The organism is Nocardia sp. TBRC8007 (assembly GCF_056629435.1).
This window is the reverse complement of the sequence record NZ_JBWSOR010000003.1, coordinates 169,792-186,850: the sequence shown is the minus strand read 5'-3', so window position 1 is coordinate 186,850 and position 17,059 is coordinate 169,792. Positions and strand designations below refer to the sequence as shown.

Here is a 17,059-nt window from a genome sequence, read left to right as displayed (position 1 = left end):
TTTTAATTAGGGTTGCCTAACCAGCTGTGGGGTGTCGGTCGATGGCTAGGCTCGCTGTGCTCGTGACCAGCCCGACCGTTCGTCGTGTCCGGGCCCACCCGAAGGAGTGTGACTGGTGACCGCGCCGGACTTCCGCTATTCAGACCTGTTGCCGATCGGCGCGGACGACACCCCCTATCGGTTGCTCACCACCGAGGGCGTCAGTACCTTCGAGCGCAACGGGCGTACATTCCTGCAGGTCGAGCCCGAGGCGCTCCGGTTGCTCACCGAAACCGCGATGCACGACATCAGCCACTTCCTGCGTCCCGCGCATCTGCGGCAGCTGCGCAAAATCATCGACGACCCGGAGTCCAGCGCGAACGACCGCTTCGTCGCGCTGGATCTGCTCAAGAACGTCAATATCTCCGCGGGTGGCATTCTGCCGATGTGTCAGGACACCGGTACCGCGATTGTCATGGGCAAGAAGTCCGAGGGGGTCCTCACTGGCGCCGATGACGCGGAATGGATCAGTAGGGGTGTATTCGACGCCTATACCAAGTTGAACCTGCGGTACTCGCAGCTGGCGCCGATCACCATGTGGGAGGAGAAGAACACCGGTTCCAACCTGCCCGCTCAGGTCGAACTCTACTCCACCGCAGGCGATTCGGCTCACCCCACCTACAAGTTCCTGTTCATGGCCAAAGGCGGCGGTTCGGCGAACAAGTCGTTCCTGTATCAGGAAACGAAAGCCATCCTGAATCCCACACGGATGCTGGAATTCCTGGACGAGAAGATTCGCTCACTCGGTACTGCGGCCTGCCCGCCGTACCACCTCGCGGTGGTCATCGGCGGTACCAGTGCCGAATTCGCCTTGAAAACGGCGAAATATGCTTCCGCGCATTATCTGGACAACCTGCCCGCCGAGGGCTCGCCGTCCGCGCACGGTTTCCGCGACCTAGAACTGGAGGAAGAGGTCTTCAAGCTGACTCAGTCCTTCGGCATCGGTGCGCAATTCGGCGGTAAGTACTTCTGCCATGATGTGCGCGTTGTGCGGCTGCCGCGACACGGCGCCAGCTGTCCGGTGGCCATCGCGGTATCCTGCTCTGCGGACCGGCAGGCGCTGGCCAAGATCACTGCTGAGGGCGTATTCCTGGAACAGCTCGAGCGGGAGCCAGCGCAGTACCTGCCCGAGCAGACCGACGCCATCCTCGGCGGTGACGTCGTGCGCATCGATTTGAACCGGCCGATGGACGAGATTCGCGCCGAACTGTCGAAATATCCGGTGAAGACCCGGCTTTCGCTGACCGGACCGCTGGTGGTCGCGCGCGATATCGCGCATGCCAAGATCAAGGAGCGGCTCGACGCGGGGGAGTCGATGCCGGACTACCTGCGTGATATGGCCGTCTACTATGCCGGGCCGGCCAAGACGCCAGAAGGCTACGCATCGGGTTCCTTCGGCCCGACCACCGCGGGGCGGATGGACTCCTACGTCGACCAGTTCCAGGCCGCGGGTGGTTCATTCGTCATGCTCGCCAAGGGAAATCGATCCGTGCAGGTGACCAAGGCGTGCAAAGAACACGGTGGCTTCTACCTCGGCTCCATCGGTGGCCCCGCCGCGCGGCTGGCACTCGACTGCATCAAATCGGTTGAGGTGCTGGAGTACCAGGAACTGGGTATGGAAGCGGTATGGAAGATCGAGGTCGAAGATTTCCCCGCGTTTATCGTTGTCGACGACAAGGGCAACGACTTCTTCGCCGAGACGCAGAAGCCGATCGCGTTGCGTGTGCGCACCCGCTCCAAAGAACGCGTCTGAGCGGGCGACCGGCCTGTTCTGCGACACGCCGCGGACATGGTGGTGTCACCTCGATCGCCGGGGGTATCGCCGTCACGCCGGCGCCTGCCACAGCGGCTCTGCACATACTGGGGAACGAAATGTGAAAATCCACATCAGTGATAGTCATAGTGGCATCGTGTGATCCACAGCACTGGAATGAAATTGTGAACAGCGCGTCTTCCGTGTGAGCGAAACGGTAGCCACGTGAAGGCAATTGCGTACATATCGGATATATCCGATAGCTAACATGTGAAATATCTCTGTTTTCTGTGGAATTCGCTGACTGTTGTCCACAGGGTGTCATGGGATGCCGAGATATGTGAGGTTGTCTGTCGCCGCGTGGAGCTTCGGGGTAGCGGAGGTCTGAACCGATGAGCGGTGGATGGATACTGCTCGGGTGGGTGACTGACTGGCATCGCTCCTGCAAGCCCGCTGGAGATGGGGGTGGCGGCAGACTGATTCCGCCTTTACCTGGTGCCTGTATAGACGTGGAACGCACGGTCGCTGGTGCCGATGCGGCGATGGTCGGTGACCGAGAAACCCGCGGATTCCAGGAATACGCAAATCTGCTCCGGCGAACGGCTGATCATGCCGTCCCGGAACGGCAAACTGGCCTGGTAAGCGGGATCAGCTGCCCCAACGACCAGCCGACCACCAGGCTTCAGCACACGGGCTACTTCGGCCAAAGACATGGTGAGGGGTTCATCTTCGATGTAGTAGACCGTGTTCACGGTGACGACCCCGGCAAGGCTCTTGTCCGAGATAGGCAGCGAGTCCATGGAGGTGCGATGCAACTTCAGCCGTCCAGCTCGGACCTTGCTCCGAAACACCCTTCGCGCCTGACTGATCGCGGCTTCGGAAGGATCTATACCGTAGACGGTCCCCGCCGATCCGACCTGCGCGAGCAGTACTCGTAGACCATGACCACCACCGAAACCGATATCTGCTACCGAATCGCCCGGTCGGGCATCGACCGCTTCGACACAACCATCCATCAGCTTGCGATTCGCCAGATTGAGCAGCCTCATCACAGCCAAGCCCGGTTTCCCGCTCGGGAGAGCGAGTTGTCCGGCGAATCCGGCCATCAGGGAGGTTCTCACATCACCAAGTCGCACGCCGCCCAGTCAATCACAGGATCGCGGCCAGTTCACGGCACCGATAAGAGTTCGAGTCCGTCTTCGAGCACGTCGGGTACCCGGCGGCGATCGGGCGAACCGAGTGCGGCGGTCAGCGCGATGCCGTCGTATCCGGCGAGTATGTCGCCACTATCCCACACCAGTAGCGTCGCGCTGACGGTGTGCTCCGCCACCGAGTGCGCCAGATCGTAGTGCGCGCAGACCGGGACATGCGGATAGGTGATCCACAGGTCGTAGCCGGTCATGAACAGGTCGAGATCGAATTGCACGCTCAGCCCGAGTAGTTCACTGCGGCCGTTGTCATCGACGCCTGCGAAAGCCTCGTCCAGTGCGAGCAGGCGCGGAGCCTGCGGGTCGGCCGAATCGAGCATGACATGCGCCGCGGCGAACAGGGGCAGGTGCAGCGATACCGATTGTTCGCCGCCGGATAGTGCGCTGTGCCGGGCCACGGTGAGCCGGTCTTCGCTGCCGTCGGTGGTGATCAGAGTGAAGGAGAACACTCGCCAGGACCGATAATCGAGTGTGGCCGCGATGATCTCGGGGTAGGAGCGTTCCGGGTGCGCGGCCCGGGCCGTGCGGATCTCGCAGGCGAAATGTGCCCGGATCTTCGCCAGATCTTCCGTGGTCAGTGTCGATATATCGCGGTCGATGAGTTTGCATACCGCCCGTGCCGGGTCGGACAGATTCTCGGCGAGCACCCAGTGCACCCCGATGGTATTGCCCGAGGACATCCGTCGTCGCTTCATCTCCGCGCCCATCCGGGCGATGAGCTCGCGAGCATCGCTGGTGCGTTCGTGGATCTGCTGGGCCAGGCCGGTCAGCAGCGCATCCTCCAGAATGCGCCGCTCGGCATCGGTGAGCAGCAACTCCTGGTCCCGGCGTGCGGCGTCGACGCGGGCGGCGAAATCGGCCAGGGGCAGGAAGCCGTGTTCGTCGTGTACGCGAACGACGGTGAGTCCGTCGGCCGCGTCCCACTGCAGCCGGTAGTCATGGCCGCAACCGGCGAGCGCGGCGTCGAACTTCTGCAGCGCCGCGGTAATGGCGCTGCGCGTCGACTTTCGAGCCGCCTCGCTCGTGCGCACCGCGGCAGTCGCGGCGGTGAGGCTGTCGAACAGGGCAGCGACCTCGTCGGGCAGCACCCGCGGCTGTCGATGCGGCCCGGCCGTCGCGATTCGATGCAGCAGCTGTTCCGGCGTCGACCATGCGGCGTCGCTGCTGGGCCAGCGTTGATCCGTGGGCGCGTCGAGCAATGTGAGCAGATCCGGCTGGGCATACGGCGCGAGGGCTTGTACCGCGGTGCGCACTTCGGCGAGCGTGGTGGCAAGCGATTCATACGCGGCCCGGTAGGCGGCCTCGGCGTCGCCGACTGCTTCGATGGCCGCGTCGGCGGCTTTTCGCGCGGTTTTTCGCTCTGCTCTTGTCGTCTCGATCCGCTGTCCGGCCTGCGCTGAATCACGCTCGATGTCGGTCGCGCTCGCGCCGATCGCCGCCTGTAAAATCTCCAGCTTACGTACCTGTTCCTGATAGCTGGATTGCGCGGACGCCGCCTCTTCGGCGAATATTTCGGCAAGGTCGGCGGCTTCGGCGAGGCGGTTCTCGCTCTCCCGTGCGCGGTCGTGCTCGAACCTGTGCTCGCCGCGCAGCCGCAGCAGGACACCGCCGATGTTCTCGAAATGCCGGATGGCAGCGGCGAGAGCATCGAGTTCATGGTGGGTGCGAGGAGTACGGTGCGCCGTGGCGGTCTCCCGCAGTTTCTTTTCTGTTGCGGACAGTTCCGCGACAGCTCGGTCCAGATCGTGTTCGGCATGTGCGCAGGCCTCGGAACGAGAACGCATCATCCCCGCGGCCTCGGCTACCGAACGCAGTGCGGTGGTGATTTCGCTGGAGCGCGGCAGGGTTCTGGCGGCGGCGCCGATGCGCGCGAGTTCGGCGGAGAAGTCAGCTTCGTGCTGTTCGGCGGCGCGCTGATCGTCGTTCGCGGCCGCGAGGGCAGCGGTCAGGTCGGTCATGCGGTTCTCGCGCCGCCTGGCCCGCGCGGTCGCGCCGATGAATTCCGCAGCGGCTTTCCGGTGTCTGCCCAGCTGGATCCCCTGGCGGAATGCGCCTGCCTCGATGCTCACCGCGCTGCTCTGTGTTTCCGCGTTCTCCTGCAAGGCGATGGAATCGAGCAAGTCCGCCACGGTGTTTCTGGGCACGGTGAGCGTATCCGAATCGTCCTCTACGATGAGCACGTCGGCAAGAGTACGGCCGGTCGGCCGGTCCTCGGCAGGCAGCGGTATCAGGAATTGCTCCGATTCGTAGTCTGTGGGCAGCTCGCTTTCCGGACAGACCCAGCCGTCGAGCAGATTCGCCGCTTCCAGTGCCGCCTCGATATCCGCCGCAGTCTCGGGCGGTACCTTGTCGGCGAAGCGCACCAGGCGCCACAGCGCGCCGCCAGGCTGCGTTCCGGTCCGGCCGGACCGAGCGGCGCCGACTGGTGGCGCGTCGTCGTGCTCGGCGGCGATTCGCTCGTGTTCGGCGGTCAGCTCGGCGCTGCGAGCGGCTGCTGTCGCGATCCGTGCGCGTGCCTCTTGGCGGCGGGTACGCAGCGACTCCAACAAGGGTTCGGTTCGTTCGGCCAGCACTTCGGCGACGGTAGCCGCATCCGAACCAGCTTCGGCCACAGCGGCGTTCAGCGCATCGAACAGATCGTCGCCGAGCGAGGTGTAGACCTCGTGGTGTTCGTCCCACCAGGCCTGTACCGCATGAGTTGCGATAGCACGAGCCACCGCAACTCCTGTCTCGGCATGTGCGACTTCGGCGGAGGTCGCGTCGCGCTGGGCACGGGCGCGCTCGGCGAGCTGCTCGGCCCCGGTACGCTTATCGGCGGTGGCGTCCACCGCTGCCAACGCATTCCGCACGGCGCGTACGTCGGCGTCGCGCTCCTCGGCGTGGCTGTACATGGTGATGGTGAGTTCTTCGGTCCGTATGGTCTCGGGCAGTGGTGACCACACGATGCCCGCCTCCTCGGCGGCGGCACACAGGTCGATCTCGCCTTCGGCGAGTGCGGCTGTGGCGGTATGGAGCGCGGTACGCGCGTGTTCGGCTTCGCGCGTACGGTGTTCGAGCATCTGGAATGCCTTGGTCGCCTTATCGGCGTGCACTTCCGCTGAGAGTCGTAGGCGTCGCACGGCATCAGTCAAGTCGTCGAGTTGTTGTTTATCTTCATAGGCGCTGGAACGACGCAGATTCTCTCGGTCGGCGAGGGCCTGTTCATAGGCGCGGTCGGCATCTTCCGCGCGGGCTTCGGCGGCGGCACGCTCGGTCTCCCTGCGCTCGCGCAATGCCGTCGCGGCGAACAGCCCGGTACTCGCGTGCGTGACTGCGTCGAGCCGACCGCGCACCTGCTCGACGTCCGTTTTCGCCTGGACGGCAAGGTATTTTCGGTATATCGCGACGAACGCTTTGGTCGCGGTATCGGCGTGCGCCAATCCTTCCAGAGTGCGGCCGACTTCCTCCATATCGCTGAAGGAACGGGCGGCGTCGAGGATCAGCTGCTCATCGAGCGGACGCAGACCGTCGGTGAGCGCCTGGGACAGGCCGCGCGGGTCCAGATGCTTGGCCAACTGTGGGCGGCGCAGGGTGAGGATCAGGGTGATCAGCTGATCGTAGCGCTGCGCGCCGAGCCCGAACATCCTCGCGTCGACGGCATTGCGGTAGTCCACCGGCCGATCGACGATGGAGTCGGTACCGATCTGTTCGGCGAGCTGTCTGCGGGTGAACGGTCGGTCGTCCGGACCGATCAGCGAGAAGTCCACGCCGACCCGGCCGTCGGCGACGAAGTACCAGCGGGTCACCTTGTCCGAGGTTCGGGTGGCGCGCATACCGATACCGACGGTGACCACCTCGGGGTCGTCCCAGTGGCCGCGCGCGAATTCCATCCAGATATAAGAGTAGGCAGAGTCCTGTTTGCGGTAGAGCAGGTTGGACTTCATCGTGCGTTCCTCGCCTGCGAACGGGTTGAGTCTGCGTGGTTCGATCCGTCCGTCCAGGACGAAGGGGAACAGCACTTCCAGTGCCTTGGTCTTGCCTGAGCCGTTCGGCCCGCGCAGGACCAGTCTGCCGTCCGCGAAACAGAATTCCTGGTCGCGATAATCCCAGAGGTTGATGATTCCGGCCCGGGTGGGGACGAACCGCACTCCGCCGTGAATGAGCGACATCCCTCAATCCCCTTCCCTGCCGCTGTCGTCGGGTTCATAGGTATCGGCCGCGGTAACGAACAGTTCCGCGGCCCGTTTCGTGCGGACTGTCACGACCGCGTCGCGGTAGCGGGCCAACGCGGGCAGTGCGAGCAGCCCGTCATCGACGACTCGGACCAGCCGCAGCCGCTCCAACAGCGCCACCGATTCCGTGGTGAGGCAGGCGACGTCGACTTGCCACCGTGCGGCGAAGGTGGTGCCGTAGCGGTCGGTGAGGGCCCGTACTGTTTCGCGCAGCCAGATGGTGTCGAGGAGCGGATAGTCGGCCGCCTCTGTCTCATCGGAAGGCTCGAGTCCGCGGGCAGATGTGGTGAGTTCGTCGTCGAGCGCGTCCATCGACCGCAGCTCGGGCAGTGGGGCGAACAAGGTCGATTCGGGGATGGCCGCGTCGAGTCGCTCGGCCAGCGCCACGCCTGGGTTGGGAGGTTCGGCGCGCCGCGGCAGCGGATTGTCGCTGTCCAGTACGCGGGCGGCGATCTCACCCACCAGCAACAGGGCGACTTGGGCGAGTGTTCCGGTTCCGGGGAAACGGATGTCCGACATCCGTCCAGTGGTGTCGATCAGCGCGATGCCTTCGGCCCTTCGCTCGGCGCGCAGTCCGGTGAACAGCTCGACATCCGTGATGATCCGGTCCTGCGCGAGTATGTGACACTCTTCGGGTGTCACCGTGTCGAGATACACCACTGGCTGTTCGACCAGCGCTCTACGGATTCGTCGGGTGATATCGGCGGCGCCGGGGACAGGCTCGTCCGTACCCGTGGTCGCCGCCACTTCGGTGAGCAATCCCCGCACGCTGTGGAGCTGCTGCAGTGCACGCGGAGGGCGGAACAGCGCTAAGACCACCGGTCGGTCGATGTCGTAGAGTGCTTCACCAGTTTCTGGATCACTGGCCCAGCCACCCGCGTCGCCGTCGGCCACGGTGAGCGCACCCCGTATAGTCAGCCAGCCGACCACGTCGACGAACGCGTCCCGGTCGGCGCCGCGGTCGATCGACAGAGCTAGTCCGTCCACCCGGCCCGCATACGCGGCGACCTGATCGGCCAGCTCGGACAAGGTGATCTGATCACCGGCCCGGCCGAGCGCGGCGAGAGCCACAGCGAGGTAGGCATAGCGGCGGCGGTCGAAAATACGCTCGGCCGCAGTGCGGGCGGGCCTGCTCGCCTCTAGCCGGTCCAATGCCGGGAATACCCGCGCGGTGGTCTCGGTGACTTCGAGCCGGTAGCCGAACAAGTCGGCGAGATCCTCGCGCAACTCGACCGCCCAGCGGCGAACCAGTGGCAGTGCGACCCGGTCCGGATAGGTACGGGTTACAAGATGATGGACCAGGACGATCCGAGCGGCGCGCTGATAGTTGTCCAGTGTGAGTGCATCGATTGTGCGGGCGTGCATCAGCCGCGCTCCCCTCGCGGATGAGTTCGTGTCCGGCTCGTCGGCTCGATCTCGAGTACCCGGTTGTTCACGTGTAGCGATCCGGTCGCGGTGCGCACGACGGTCGAACCGGAGTGCTCGGACACTGTCAGGGTGACGCCACTGTCGGAACCGGTAGCCCCACCTGCCCGGCCGCGTATCGGAACCCACGCGGTGGACGTGACGTTCAGCAGCCGTAGTAGCACCTCGGTTTCTCGTTCATCCAGAACACGCTGATACAGGCCGCCGGTCCCCAGTGCCGCCGCGGCCTCGGCGCGGGCCCGCTGTGCGTTCAGTTGTGCCACACGCAGGCGATGGATACTCGCGTCGTTGCGCTGGATGCGGGCGGGCACACCAGCGGACGGCGGGCGCCCGGTCTCGGCAAGCGTACGTGAGATTGCCAATGGCGGTGCTTTCCACCAGGATCGGGTTACCGGGATCACGTCGGCATCCGGGTGTGTCTGTGCCAGATGCCGCGGTGCGCCCAAACCGAATACCGCGTCGAACAGTGCGTGGGCGCTGTCCGCGGTCGGCGCCGCGATGAACCAGCCGGCCAGATGTCGCAGTGCTGATTCCCGGCTCACGCCACCGCGGCGTGCTTCGGTGACTCGCCGCAGCAGCGACAGGACTGCGGCGATGGCACTCATGGTGGCCTCGCGTAGCCGCTCGGCCTCTGTGCCCCCTGTCGCATCGGTACCACCGGACGCGATGAACCAGCCTCGTAGCCCATCCCACCTGGCCTGCCAATCCGACTGGCGTTCGGCCATACTCAGCAGCACTCGTTCGTCGCACTGTGCTGCTCGGGTGATCAGTTCTCCGACGCCGGTCTGTTCGATGGCTGAGACAGCGGTCGCCAGCCGTGGCGTGAACCGGGCCAGGTCGAGGCTGAACTCCCGCATATGCGCCAGGAGTGCGTCCTTGTACGCGAGGAACGATTCCGGAGTGATCTCGTTAGTGCGCACCAGATTGCCGAGCCCGAGATAGAAATGCGCGGCGCGGGCGGCCAGCTCGGAGAGCGCAGTATCGAGGCGACGCAGCGTGCGATAGACGCGTGCGGCGTCGCCTGCCCGGTTGGCCTCGGCCAGGGTGTGTAGATCGGCCAGTAATTCGGGTAGCACCAGGCGCGACAGCGAGGCTTCTTGGATACGGGCGCTGAGTACCCCGGTGACCGCGTGGTAGGCCTGGAATCCCGCCTGAGAGAACTGATATACGTAGTGCCGATTACGATACTCGATCAATGTCGCGGCGCGGGTTCCGTCGTAACTGCGTTCCAGCACACCCCATTGGTGCAGCTGATCGAGTAGCGGCCCGATCTCGGCAGCGGTCAGGCATGGCGCTGCCGCTCGGCTCGCCGTGCGCATGAGCCATTCGGCGACATCATCGGCATGGAGCAACACCGAATAAGCCACTCGCGCGCTGTCGAATGCGCGTAACACCCGGAGATAGTCGGCTCGACGTTCGGCAGTGGCGAAGGAAAACAACCGGAGCCGATCGTCCCGGTGGGCTTCGGGGCAACCAAGGTCGGAGTCGGTCACCGGGAACAGGGTAGTTGCGGGCCGGTCGCCGCTCGCGTGATATCCGGGAACTGTTCTGGTTGCGTCCGGTTCGTCGCTATTCACCGACACAGTGGTGCGAGTCGGCTCACTCGACGGACAACGAACGCAATTGGTTCAGATAGGTGAGTGCGCGTGGATCGTCCGGATAGTGCTCGATGATCTCTCTGGCGGCTTCGCCCGCTACCCACATCAAGGAGGGTAGCGAGCGTCGCTTGCCGGTGAATGCGCGCATACCTTCGTCGATCGCCAATTCCAGATCACGATTGCGCACCGCGACCACCGCCAGTGTCAGACGCGCCTCGGAGATTCGCATGGGGTTGCGGACTGTGCTGTCCGGGCAGGTCGCGTTCTTGATAACCTCCCGCGCATAGGACTCGGCGAGACGATTGTCGCCGGCTACTCGACAACAGTCCATCGCGTAGAAGTCCAACTTGTGTGCGTCGATGACGAAATGGTTGTCCAGATTCACCGGATGTTCGAGTCGCTCCAGGATTGCCCGGCCGTCTGTCAGTGCTGCTTCGACTTCGCGCGAGTTGCCGAGTCTGGCCCAGGCTTTGGCACACTGGGCAGCGAGCTGCACACCGACACGCATATCTCGGCTTACTTCCAGCATCGGCTGTACCGTTTCGATCACGCCGCGATAGTTGCCCTGGGTGAGTGCGAACCATGCCGCCATTTCCACTGCCCAGGCGGTGATCTCGACATTCTCGGCTTCCTGTCCCAGCGAATAGGCGGCACGGCGAGTGGCCTCGGCCGCAGTGCGTCTACCGAGGTCATAGTCGACGCATCCGACCAACAAGGCGACCCAGCCGGAGAGAACGAGAATTTCCCGGTGCTGTCCCAAAGTCAGGCGACCGTCCAGCAATGAGGTGATCCTGCGTAGCCACGCCGTGCCTTCGGCATGCAGGTCATAGGGATCGGCGTAGGAGTATTCACAGCACAGACGCTCGGCGGTGATCCGGATGGCGTCCAGTGTCACCGAGGAGACGTCGGACATGCGCAGTCTGCCGATGAACTCGAGCGTATCCATACCCGTCGCGGAGAGTAATTCGTCATCCCGGTTCGGTCGGGCCTTGGGAAAGAATGCCGAGGTCATTGTATCGAAGGTGGCGGCGATGATCGGGGCGTAGAAATCGTCTGGGCGCGATTCGCCCGATTCCCAACGGCGCCAGTTGCGTAGCAGGGTGCTGTCGGTGGGCAGGTTGTGCGATGATTTCCCGCGCATCACGCGAACTGCGTCGGCTTGCGACCACCCCCTCGTGTCGCGTTCGGAGCGCATCCGGATAGCCCATACGGGTCGATCGTCGGTAGCGGTCACATCTGTAGTATCGCACCAGTTAACGCGTGGTGGTCCGGATAGGGCAGACCGATGTCACTGGATTGACAGCTGTATTCGCGCTGCGAAGTAGTGCAGGATCGGCACGGACGCGGAAAGTTTGCCAGCTAGCCCGATAAGAGATATGTGCAAGTACAACTGCTCCTGTATGAAACGCAACAGCCCCGTAAGACGGGTGGATCCACTGAAGAGAACGGCGATCCCAATCCAACGGAGGTTCGGGTGGAAGCGTTGATCTATGGATACTTGCGTGACGATCTGGTCGATGGCCATGGCAAGGAACTCGAGGCCGCGATGAGCAGTCTGGCTCGCGAAGAAGGGCTTTGTTTCGCCGCGACGTTTCATGAATCGACCGAGGGCGATGGCGCGGCTTTTGTCGAGCTCACAGCGGAACTCAAGCGAGCCGACGCGCACCATGTAGTAGTTCCCTCACTCGATCACTTTGCCGGTCAGACGATTCCACGTGACATGCTGATCGCGAAACTGGCTAGAGAGGCGGCTGCGCGAGTCTGGACTGTGGACAGCTGACCGGCTCGTCCTTCTCGCTCGATCAGTGGATACACCTGCCGTGCGGCAGTGCTGAACACGAGCCATCGGCAGGCATGATGGCACAGGAGGTCGTCGACCGGATCGTTGTCCGAGCCCGGGGCGCTCGTACACCAGCAGCGGTGCGGATGTCGGCCTGCCTGGATGCTACGGCGCGGGTGTGGCGGTGCATGCGGACGGAATAGATATGGTCGAGCAGACCGAGCGGAAAAGGATGCGTCGGCGAACGAGATGATGTCGCAGGCAGTTGGCGCGCGGTCGAACGAGTCTCAGAGTCCGAAGCTGCCCGGCCCTCGCCTGCGTAGGTACTTCTCGAATTCAGCTGCGATAGCGTCGCCATCGATCTTGGCCATCGTCTCGTTCACATCGACCGCGGCGTCGCCGCGTTCCTCCAGCGACCGAACGTACTCACTGATCTCCTCGTCGCCCGCGGTCATCTCGTCGACCGCGGTCTCCCAGTCTTCGGCCTGCTTCGGCAGCTCACCCAGAGGAACCTCGATATCGAGTACGTCCTCGACCCGGTGTAGCAGCGCGATGGTCGCCTTCGGGTTAGGCGGCTGGGAAATGTAGTGCGGCACGGCGGCCCAGAACGACATCGCGGGCACACCCGCTTTCACGCATTGGTCCTGCAGGACGCCGGTGATCCCGGTCGGTCCCTCATAGCGGGTCTGTCCTAGTCCGAACCGCTCGGCTGCCTGCTTGCTGTAGGCCGAGCCGGTCACCGGTACTGGTCTGGTGTGCGGAGTATCGGCGAGCAATGCGCCGAGGATGACCACGGTCTGTACCCCGAGTTGCTCGATGAACTCGAGCAGATCACCGCAGAAGCTTCGCCAGCGCATATTCGGCTCGATGCCGCGTAGCAGCACCACATCGCGGTCGCTTCCTGGTGGGGAACAGACCGACAACATCGTCGAAGGCCACTGGATTTCCCTGGTCACACCATCTACCTGGCGCACTATCGGCCGGTTGACCTGATAGTCGTAGTAGTCCTCGGAGTCGAGTTCGGCCAACGGCTCGGCATCCCAGATCAGTTCCAGATGCTCGACAGCCCCGCTCGCGGCGTCGCCGGCATCGTTCCAGCCTTCGAAGGCGGCGACCAGCACCGGTTCCCGCAACGTCGGCAGTTCCGGATCGGAAGTTTCACTGGCATTCACTCGGTCAGCCTACGGCCTGCGCCGATACAGCGTGCCCTGGGACGGGCTCGGCTGACGGCGTGTTCTTCGGTGGTCGGCCGCGGGCGTGGGATGCGCCGGTGAGTGCCAGGCTGTGACGAGGGGTCCGCGATGTCCGCCTTGCCCACTACCCTGGAGTGCATGTCTGCGCCCACACCTGCCGAGTTCGACACCACGCTACTCGAAACGCTGCGTCGCCGGGTGGTCATCGGCGATGGCGGGATGGGTACTATGCTGCAAGCCGCCGATCTGACCCTGGATGATTTCCGCGGGTTGGAGGGTTGTAACGAAATCCTCAACGAGACTCGACCGGATGTGCTGCGTGGCATCCACCGCGTCTATTTCGAAGCGGGAGCCGACGCGGTCGAGACCAACACCTTCGGCTGCAACTTGCCCAACCTCGCCGACTACGATATCGCCGATCGGATTCGGGACCTGTCCGAGCGTGGTACCCGGTTGGCCCGCGAGGTCGCCGACGAGATGGGCCCGACTTCGGACGGGACGCCACGATATGTGCTCGGTTCGATGGGACCAGGCACCAAACTGCCGACTTTGGGTCATGCCACCTTCGCCGCGCTGCGAGACGCTTATACCGAGGCCGCACTCGGCATGCTGGACGGTGGAGCCGATGCCATCCTCGTCGAGACCTGCCAGGATCTTCTTCAGGTGAAGGCTGCGGTGATGGGCAGCAAACGCGCGATGAAGGTACTGGGTCGCCGGATCCCGATTATCACGCATGTCACTGTGGAGACCACCGGCACTATGCTGGTGGGCAGCGAGATCGGTGCGGCGCTCACCGCGCTCGAGCCGCTCGGCATCGACATGATCGGCCTCAACTGCGCGACCGGACCGGACGAGATGAGCGAGCATTTGCGCCAGCTGTCCAGGCACGCGCGGATACCGGTCTCGGTGATGCCGAACGCGGGGTTGCCGGTACTCGGCGCCGACGGCGCAGTATACCCGCTCACACCCGAGGAACTGGCGGCCGCCCTGCGCGGATTCGTCGCCGAATTCGGGCTCGCTATGGTCGGTGGTTGCTGCGGCACCACCCCGGAGCACATTCGTCAGGTCGCCGCCGCGGTGCGTGCGATCGAGCCGACCCTGCCGCCGATCGCCGAGCGGCGCATGCCGGTGCACGAGCCGAGCGTGTCCAGTATGTACACGGCAGTGCCATTCGAACAGGACGCCTCGGTCCTGATGATCGGCGAGCGCACGAATGCCAATGGCTCCAAGGCCTTCCGTGAGGCCATGTTGGCTGGAGATTGGCAGAAATGCCTCGGCATCGCCAAGGATCAGACCCGGGACGGTGCGCACGTGCTCGACCTGTGCGTCGACTATGTCGGCCGCGACGGCACCCAGGACATGGCGGAACTGGCCGGTCGGCTGGCCACCGCATCGACACTGCCGATCATGCTCGACTCCACCGAGACCGAGGTGCTGCGAACCGGCTTGGAACACCTCGGCGGGCGCTGCGCGGTGAACTCGGTGAACTACGAGGACGGAGACGGTCCCGACTCGCGCTTCCAGCAGACCATGCGACTGGTCGCCGAACACGGCGCCGCGGTGGTCGCGCTCACCATCGATGAGGAGGGCCAGGCCCGCACGGCGGCCAAAAAAGTGGAGATCGCCGAACGGTTGATCGCCGATATCACCGGCAATTGGGGACTGTCGGAGAGCGACATCATCATCGATACGCTCACCTTCACTCTCGGCACCGGTCAGGAAGAGTCGCGCCGCGACGGACTGGAGACCGTCGCGGCCATCCGCGAACTCAAGCGCCGTCATCCTCGGGTGCAGACCACGTTGGGCCTGTCCAATATCTCCTTTGGTTTGAACCCCGCGGCGCGGCAGGTACTCAACTCGGTGTTCATGCACGAATGTGTCGAGGCCGGCCTGGACTCCGCGATTGTGCATGCCTCGAAGATCCTGCCGATGAGCCGGATCCCGGACGAACAGCGCGAGGCCTCGTTGGATCTGGTGTATGACCGCCGCGCCGCGGGCTACGATCCGCTGCAGAAGCTGATGGCGCTGTTCGAAGGGGTGTCCACCGCGTCGTCGAAGGCTTCTCGAGCCGAGGAGCTGGCCGCGCTGCCGCTGTTCGAGCGCCTGGAGCGGCGGATCGTCGACGGAGAGCGAGCGGGAATGGAAGCCGATCTGGATGCGGCGATGGCCGAGGTGCCGCCGCTGCGGATCATCAACGAGACTCTGCTTTCGGGGATGAAGACGGTCGGTGAGTTGTTCGGGTCCGGCCAGATGCAGTTGCCGTTCGTACTGCAGTCCGCTGAGGTGATGAAGGCCGCGGTCGCTTATCTCGAGCCGCATATGGAGGCTGCCGACGACAGTGGCAAGGGCCGTATCGTGCTGGCCACCGTCAAAGGCGATGTGCACGATATCGGTAAGAACTTGGTCGACATCATTCTGTCCAACAATGGCTACGAGGTGGTCAACCTCGGCATCAAGCAACCGATCTCGACCATTCTCGACGCGGCGGTGGACAAGAAGGCCGACGTGATCGGCATGTCCGGTCTGCTGGTGAAGTCGACAGTGGTGATGAAGGAGAATCTGGAAGAGCTCAACGTCAAGGGTGTCGCGGAGCAGTTCCCGGTGCTGTTGGGCGGCGCGGCGCTCACCCGCTCTTATGTGGAGAACGATCTCACCGAGGTGTACCGAGGCGACGTGCACTACGCGCGGGACGCGTTCGAAGGCCTCCGGCTGATGGACGACATCATGACGCGCAAGCGTGGCGGTAGGCCTGACCCGGACAGTCCGGAAGCAGTCGCCGAGCAAGCCAAGGCCGCGGAGCGCAAGGCCCGGCACGAGCGGTCCAAGCGGATCGCCGCGCAGCGCCGGGCGACCGAGGTGCCGGTCGTGGTGCCCGAGCGTTCCGATGTCGCGGCGGAGCTGCCGGTGCCGGTCCCGCCGTTCTGGGGTACACGTGTGGTGAAGGGGCTGGCACTACAGGAGTACTCGGGACTGCTCGATGAGCGGGCGCTGTTCCTCGGTCAGTGGGGTCTGCGCGGGCAGCGCGGTGGTGGCGGGCCCAGCTACGAGGAGTTGGTGGAGACCGAGGGACGTCCACGGTTGCGTGCCTGGCTGGACCGGCTGAGCACCGGAGGGGTGTTGCAGCACGCCGCGGTGGTATATGGCTACTTTCCCGCAGTATCCGAGGGAGACGAGGTCATCGTGCTTACCGAACCGGGTCCCGATGCTTCCGAACGCTATCGGTTCACTTTCCCGCGTCAGCAACGCGACCGGTTCTTGTGCATCGCCGATTTCATCCGGTCGCGAGTGCACGCCAGGAAAACCGGCCAGGTGGATGTCCTGCCGTTCCAGCTGGTCACCATGGGACAGCCGATCGCCGATTTCGCCAACGAGCTGTTCGTGGGCGACAGCTACCGCGATTACCTCGAGGTGCACGGCATCGGGGTCCAGCTCACCGAGGCGCTCGCGGAGTACTGGCATCGTAGGATCCGCGAGGAGTTGGTCCTCGACGGTCGCGCGGTCGCGGACTCGGATCCTGCCGACGTACTGGAGTACTTCAAACTCGGCTATCGTGGCGCCCGTTACTCTTTCGGTTACGGCGCCTGTCCCGACCTGGAGGACCGAGCCAAGCTCGTGGATTTGCTCGCGGCTGACCGTATCGGCGTCGTGCTGTCCGAAGAGCTGCAACTGCATCCGGAACAATCCACCGATGCCTTCATCCTGACGCACCCGGAGGCGAAGTACTTCAACGCCTGAACCGGTGGACCACCGCATATAGGTGGTGTCACTCCGGGCAGCGTTGCGCGACCACGTGATTCCAGTGACATGTACTCGCTCGATCGGTTGTCTCGGCGTGGAAAGGTGGAAGCCGAT

General features: G+C 64.1%; 9 protein-coding genes. 3 read left to right on the top strand and 6 right to left on the bottom strand.

Features of this window, described 5'->3' with window-relative positions; all coding sequences use genetic code 11:
- The first annotated feature begins 115 nt into the window (after window positions 1–115).
- Window positions 116–1,792: a fumarate hydratase gene (locus ACX4ZE_RS05070; RefSeq protein WP_480272118.1), complete on the top strand. Its 1,677-nt coding sequence runs from the start codon at window positions 116–118 to the stop codon at window positions 1,790–1,792.
- A gap of 488 nt (window positions 1,793–2,280) precedes the next feature.
- On the opposite strand, the gene ACX4ZE_RS05065 is transcribed toward ACX4ZE_RS05070, so the two are convergent.
- The 5 genes from ACX4ZE_RS05065 to ACX4ZE_RS05045 form a co-directional block, all read right to left on the bottom strand.
- A complete protein-coding gene (locus tag ACX4ZE_RS05065) occupies window positions 2,281–2,913 on the bottom strand; it encodes a methyltransferase domain-containing protein (protein ID WP_480272117.1) in 633 nt (210 codons plus the stop codon).
- Window positions 2,914–2,960: 47 nt separating this feature from the next.
- Window positions 2,961–7,148 (bottom strand): TIGR02680 family protein, encoded by a 4,188-nt coding sequence (locus ACX4ZE_RS05060; RefSeq protein ID WP_480272116.1) that lies wholly within the window; start codon window positions 7,146–7,148, stop codon window positions 2,961–2,963.
- Between the two features lie 3 nt (window positions 7,149–7,151).
- Entirely contained in the window at window positions 7,152–8,576 is a 1,425-nt protein-coding gene (locus tag ACX4ZE_RS05055; protein ID WP_480272115.1) for a TIGR02678 family protein, read from the bottom strand.
- Entirely contained in the window at window positions 8,576–10,129 is a 1,554-nt protein-coding gene (locus ACX4ZE_RS05050) for a TIGR02677 family protein (RefSeq protein WP_480272114.1), read from the bottom strand. The genes ACX4ZE_RS05055 and ACX4ZE_RS05050 overlap by 1 nt, the downstream gene beginning before the upstream one ends.
- A 106-nt stretch (window positions 10,130–10,235) precedes the next feature.
- On the bottom strand, window positions 10,236–11,468 hold the full coding sequence (locus ACX4ZE_RS05045; protein WP_480272113.1) for an XRE family transcriptional regulator: 1,233 nt from the start codon (window positions 11,466–11,468) through the stop codon (window positions 10,236–10,238).
- Between the two features lie 240 nt (window positions 11,469–11,708).
- On the opposite strand from ACX4ZE_RS05045, the gene ACX4ZE_RS05040 reads away from it, so the two are divergent.
- The gene (locus ACX4ZE_RS05040; RefSeq protein ID WP_480272112.1) at window positions 11,709–12,014 is read left to right on the top strand and encodes a hypothetical protein; all 306 of its coding nucleotides are present in this window, start codon (window positions 11,709–11,711) and stop codon (window positions 12,012–12,014) included.
- A 287-nt stretch (window positions 12,015–12,301) separates the two neighbouring features.
- On the opposite strand, the gene ACX4ZE_RS05035 is transcribed toward ACX4ZE_RS05040, so the two are convergent.
- Window positions 12,302–13,186, bottom strand: coding sequence for a PAC2 family protein (locus ACX4ZE_RS05035; RefSeq protein ID WP_480272111.1), 885 nt, complete (start codon window positions 13,184–13,186; stop codon window positions 12,302–12,304).
- Window positions 13,187–13,345: 159 nt separating this feature from the next.
- Here ACX4ZE_RS05035 and metH point away from each other — a divergent pair, with 159 nt between their 5' ends.
- Entirely contained in the window at window positions 13,346–16,942 is a 3,597-nt protein-coding gene (gene metH, locus ACX4ZE_RS05030; protein WP_480272110.1) for a methionine synthase, read from the top strand.
- Window positions 16,943–17,059 lie beyond the last annotated feature (117 nt).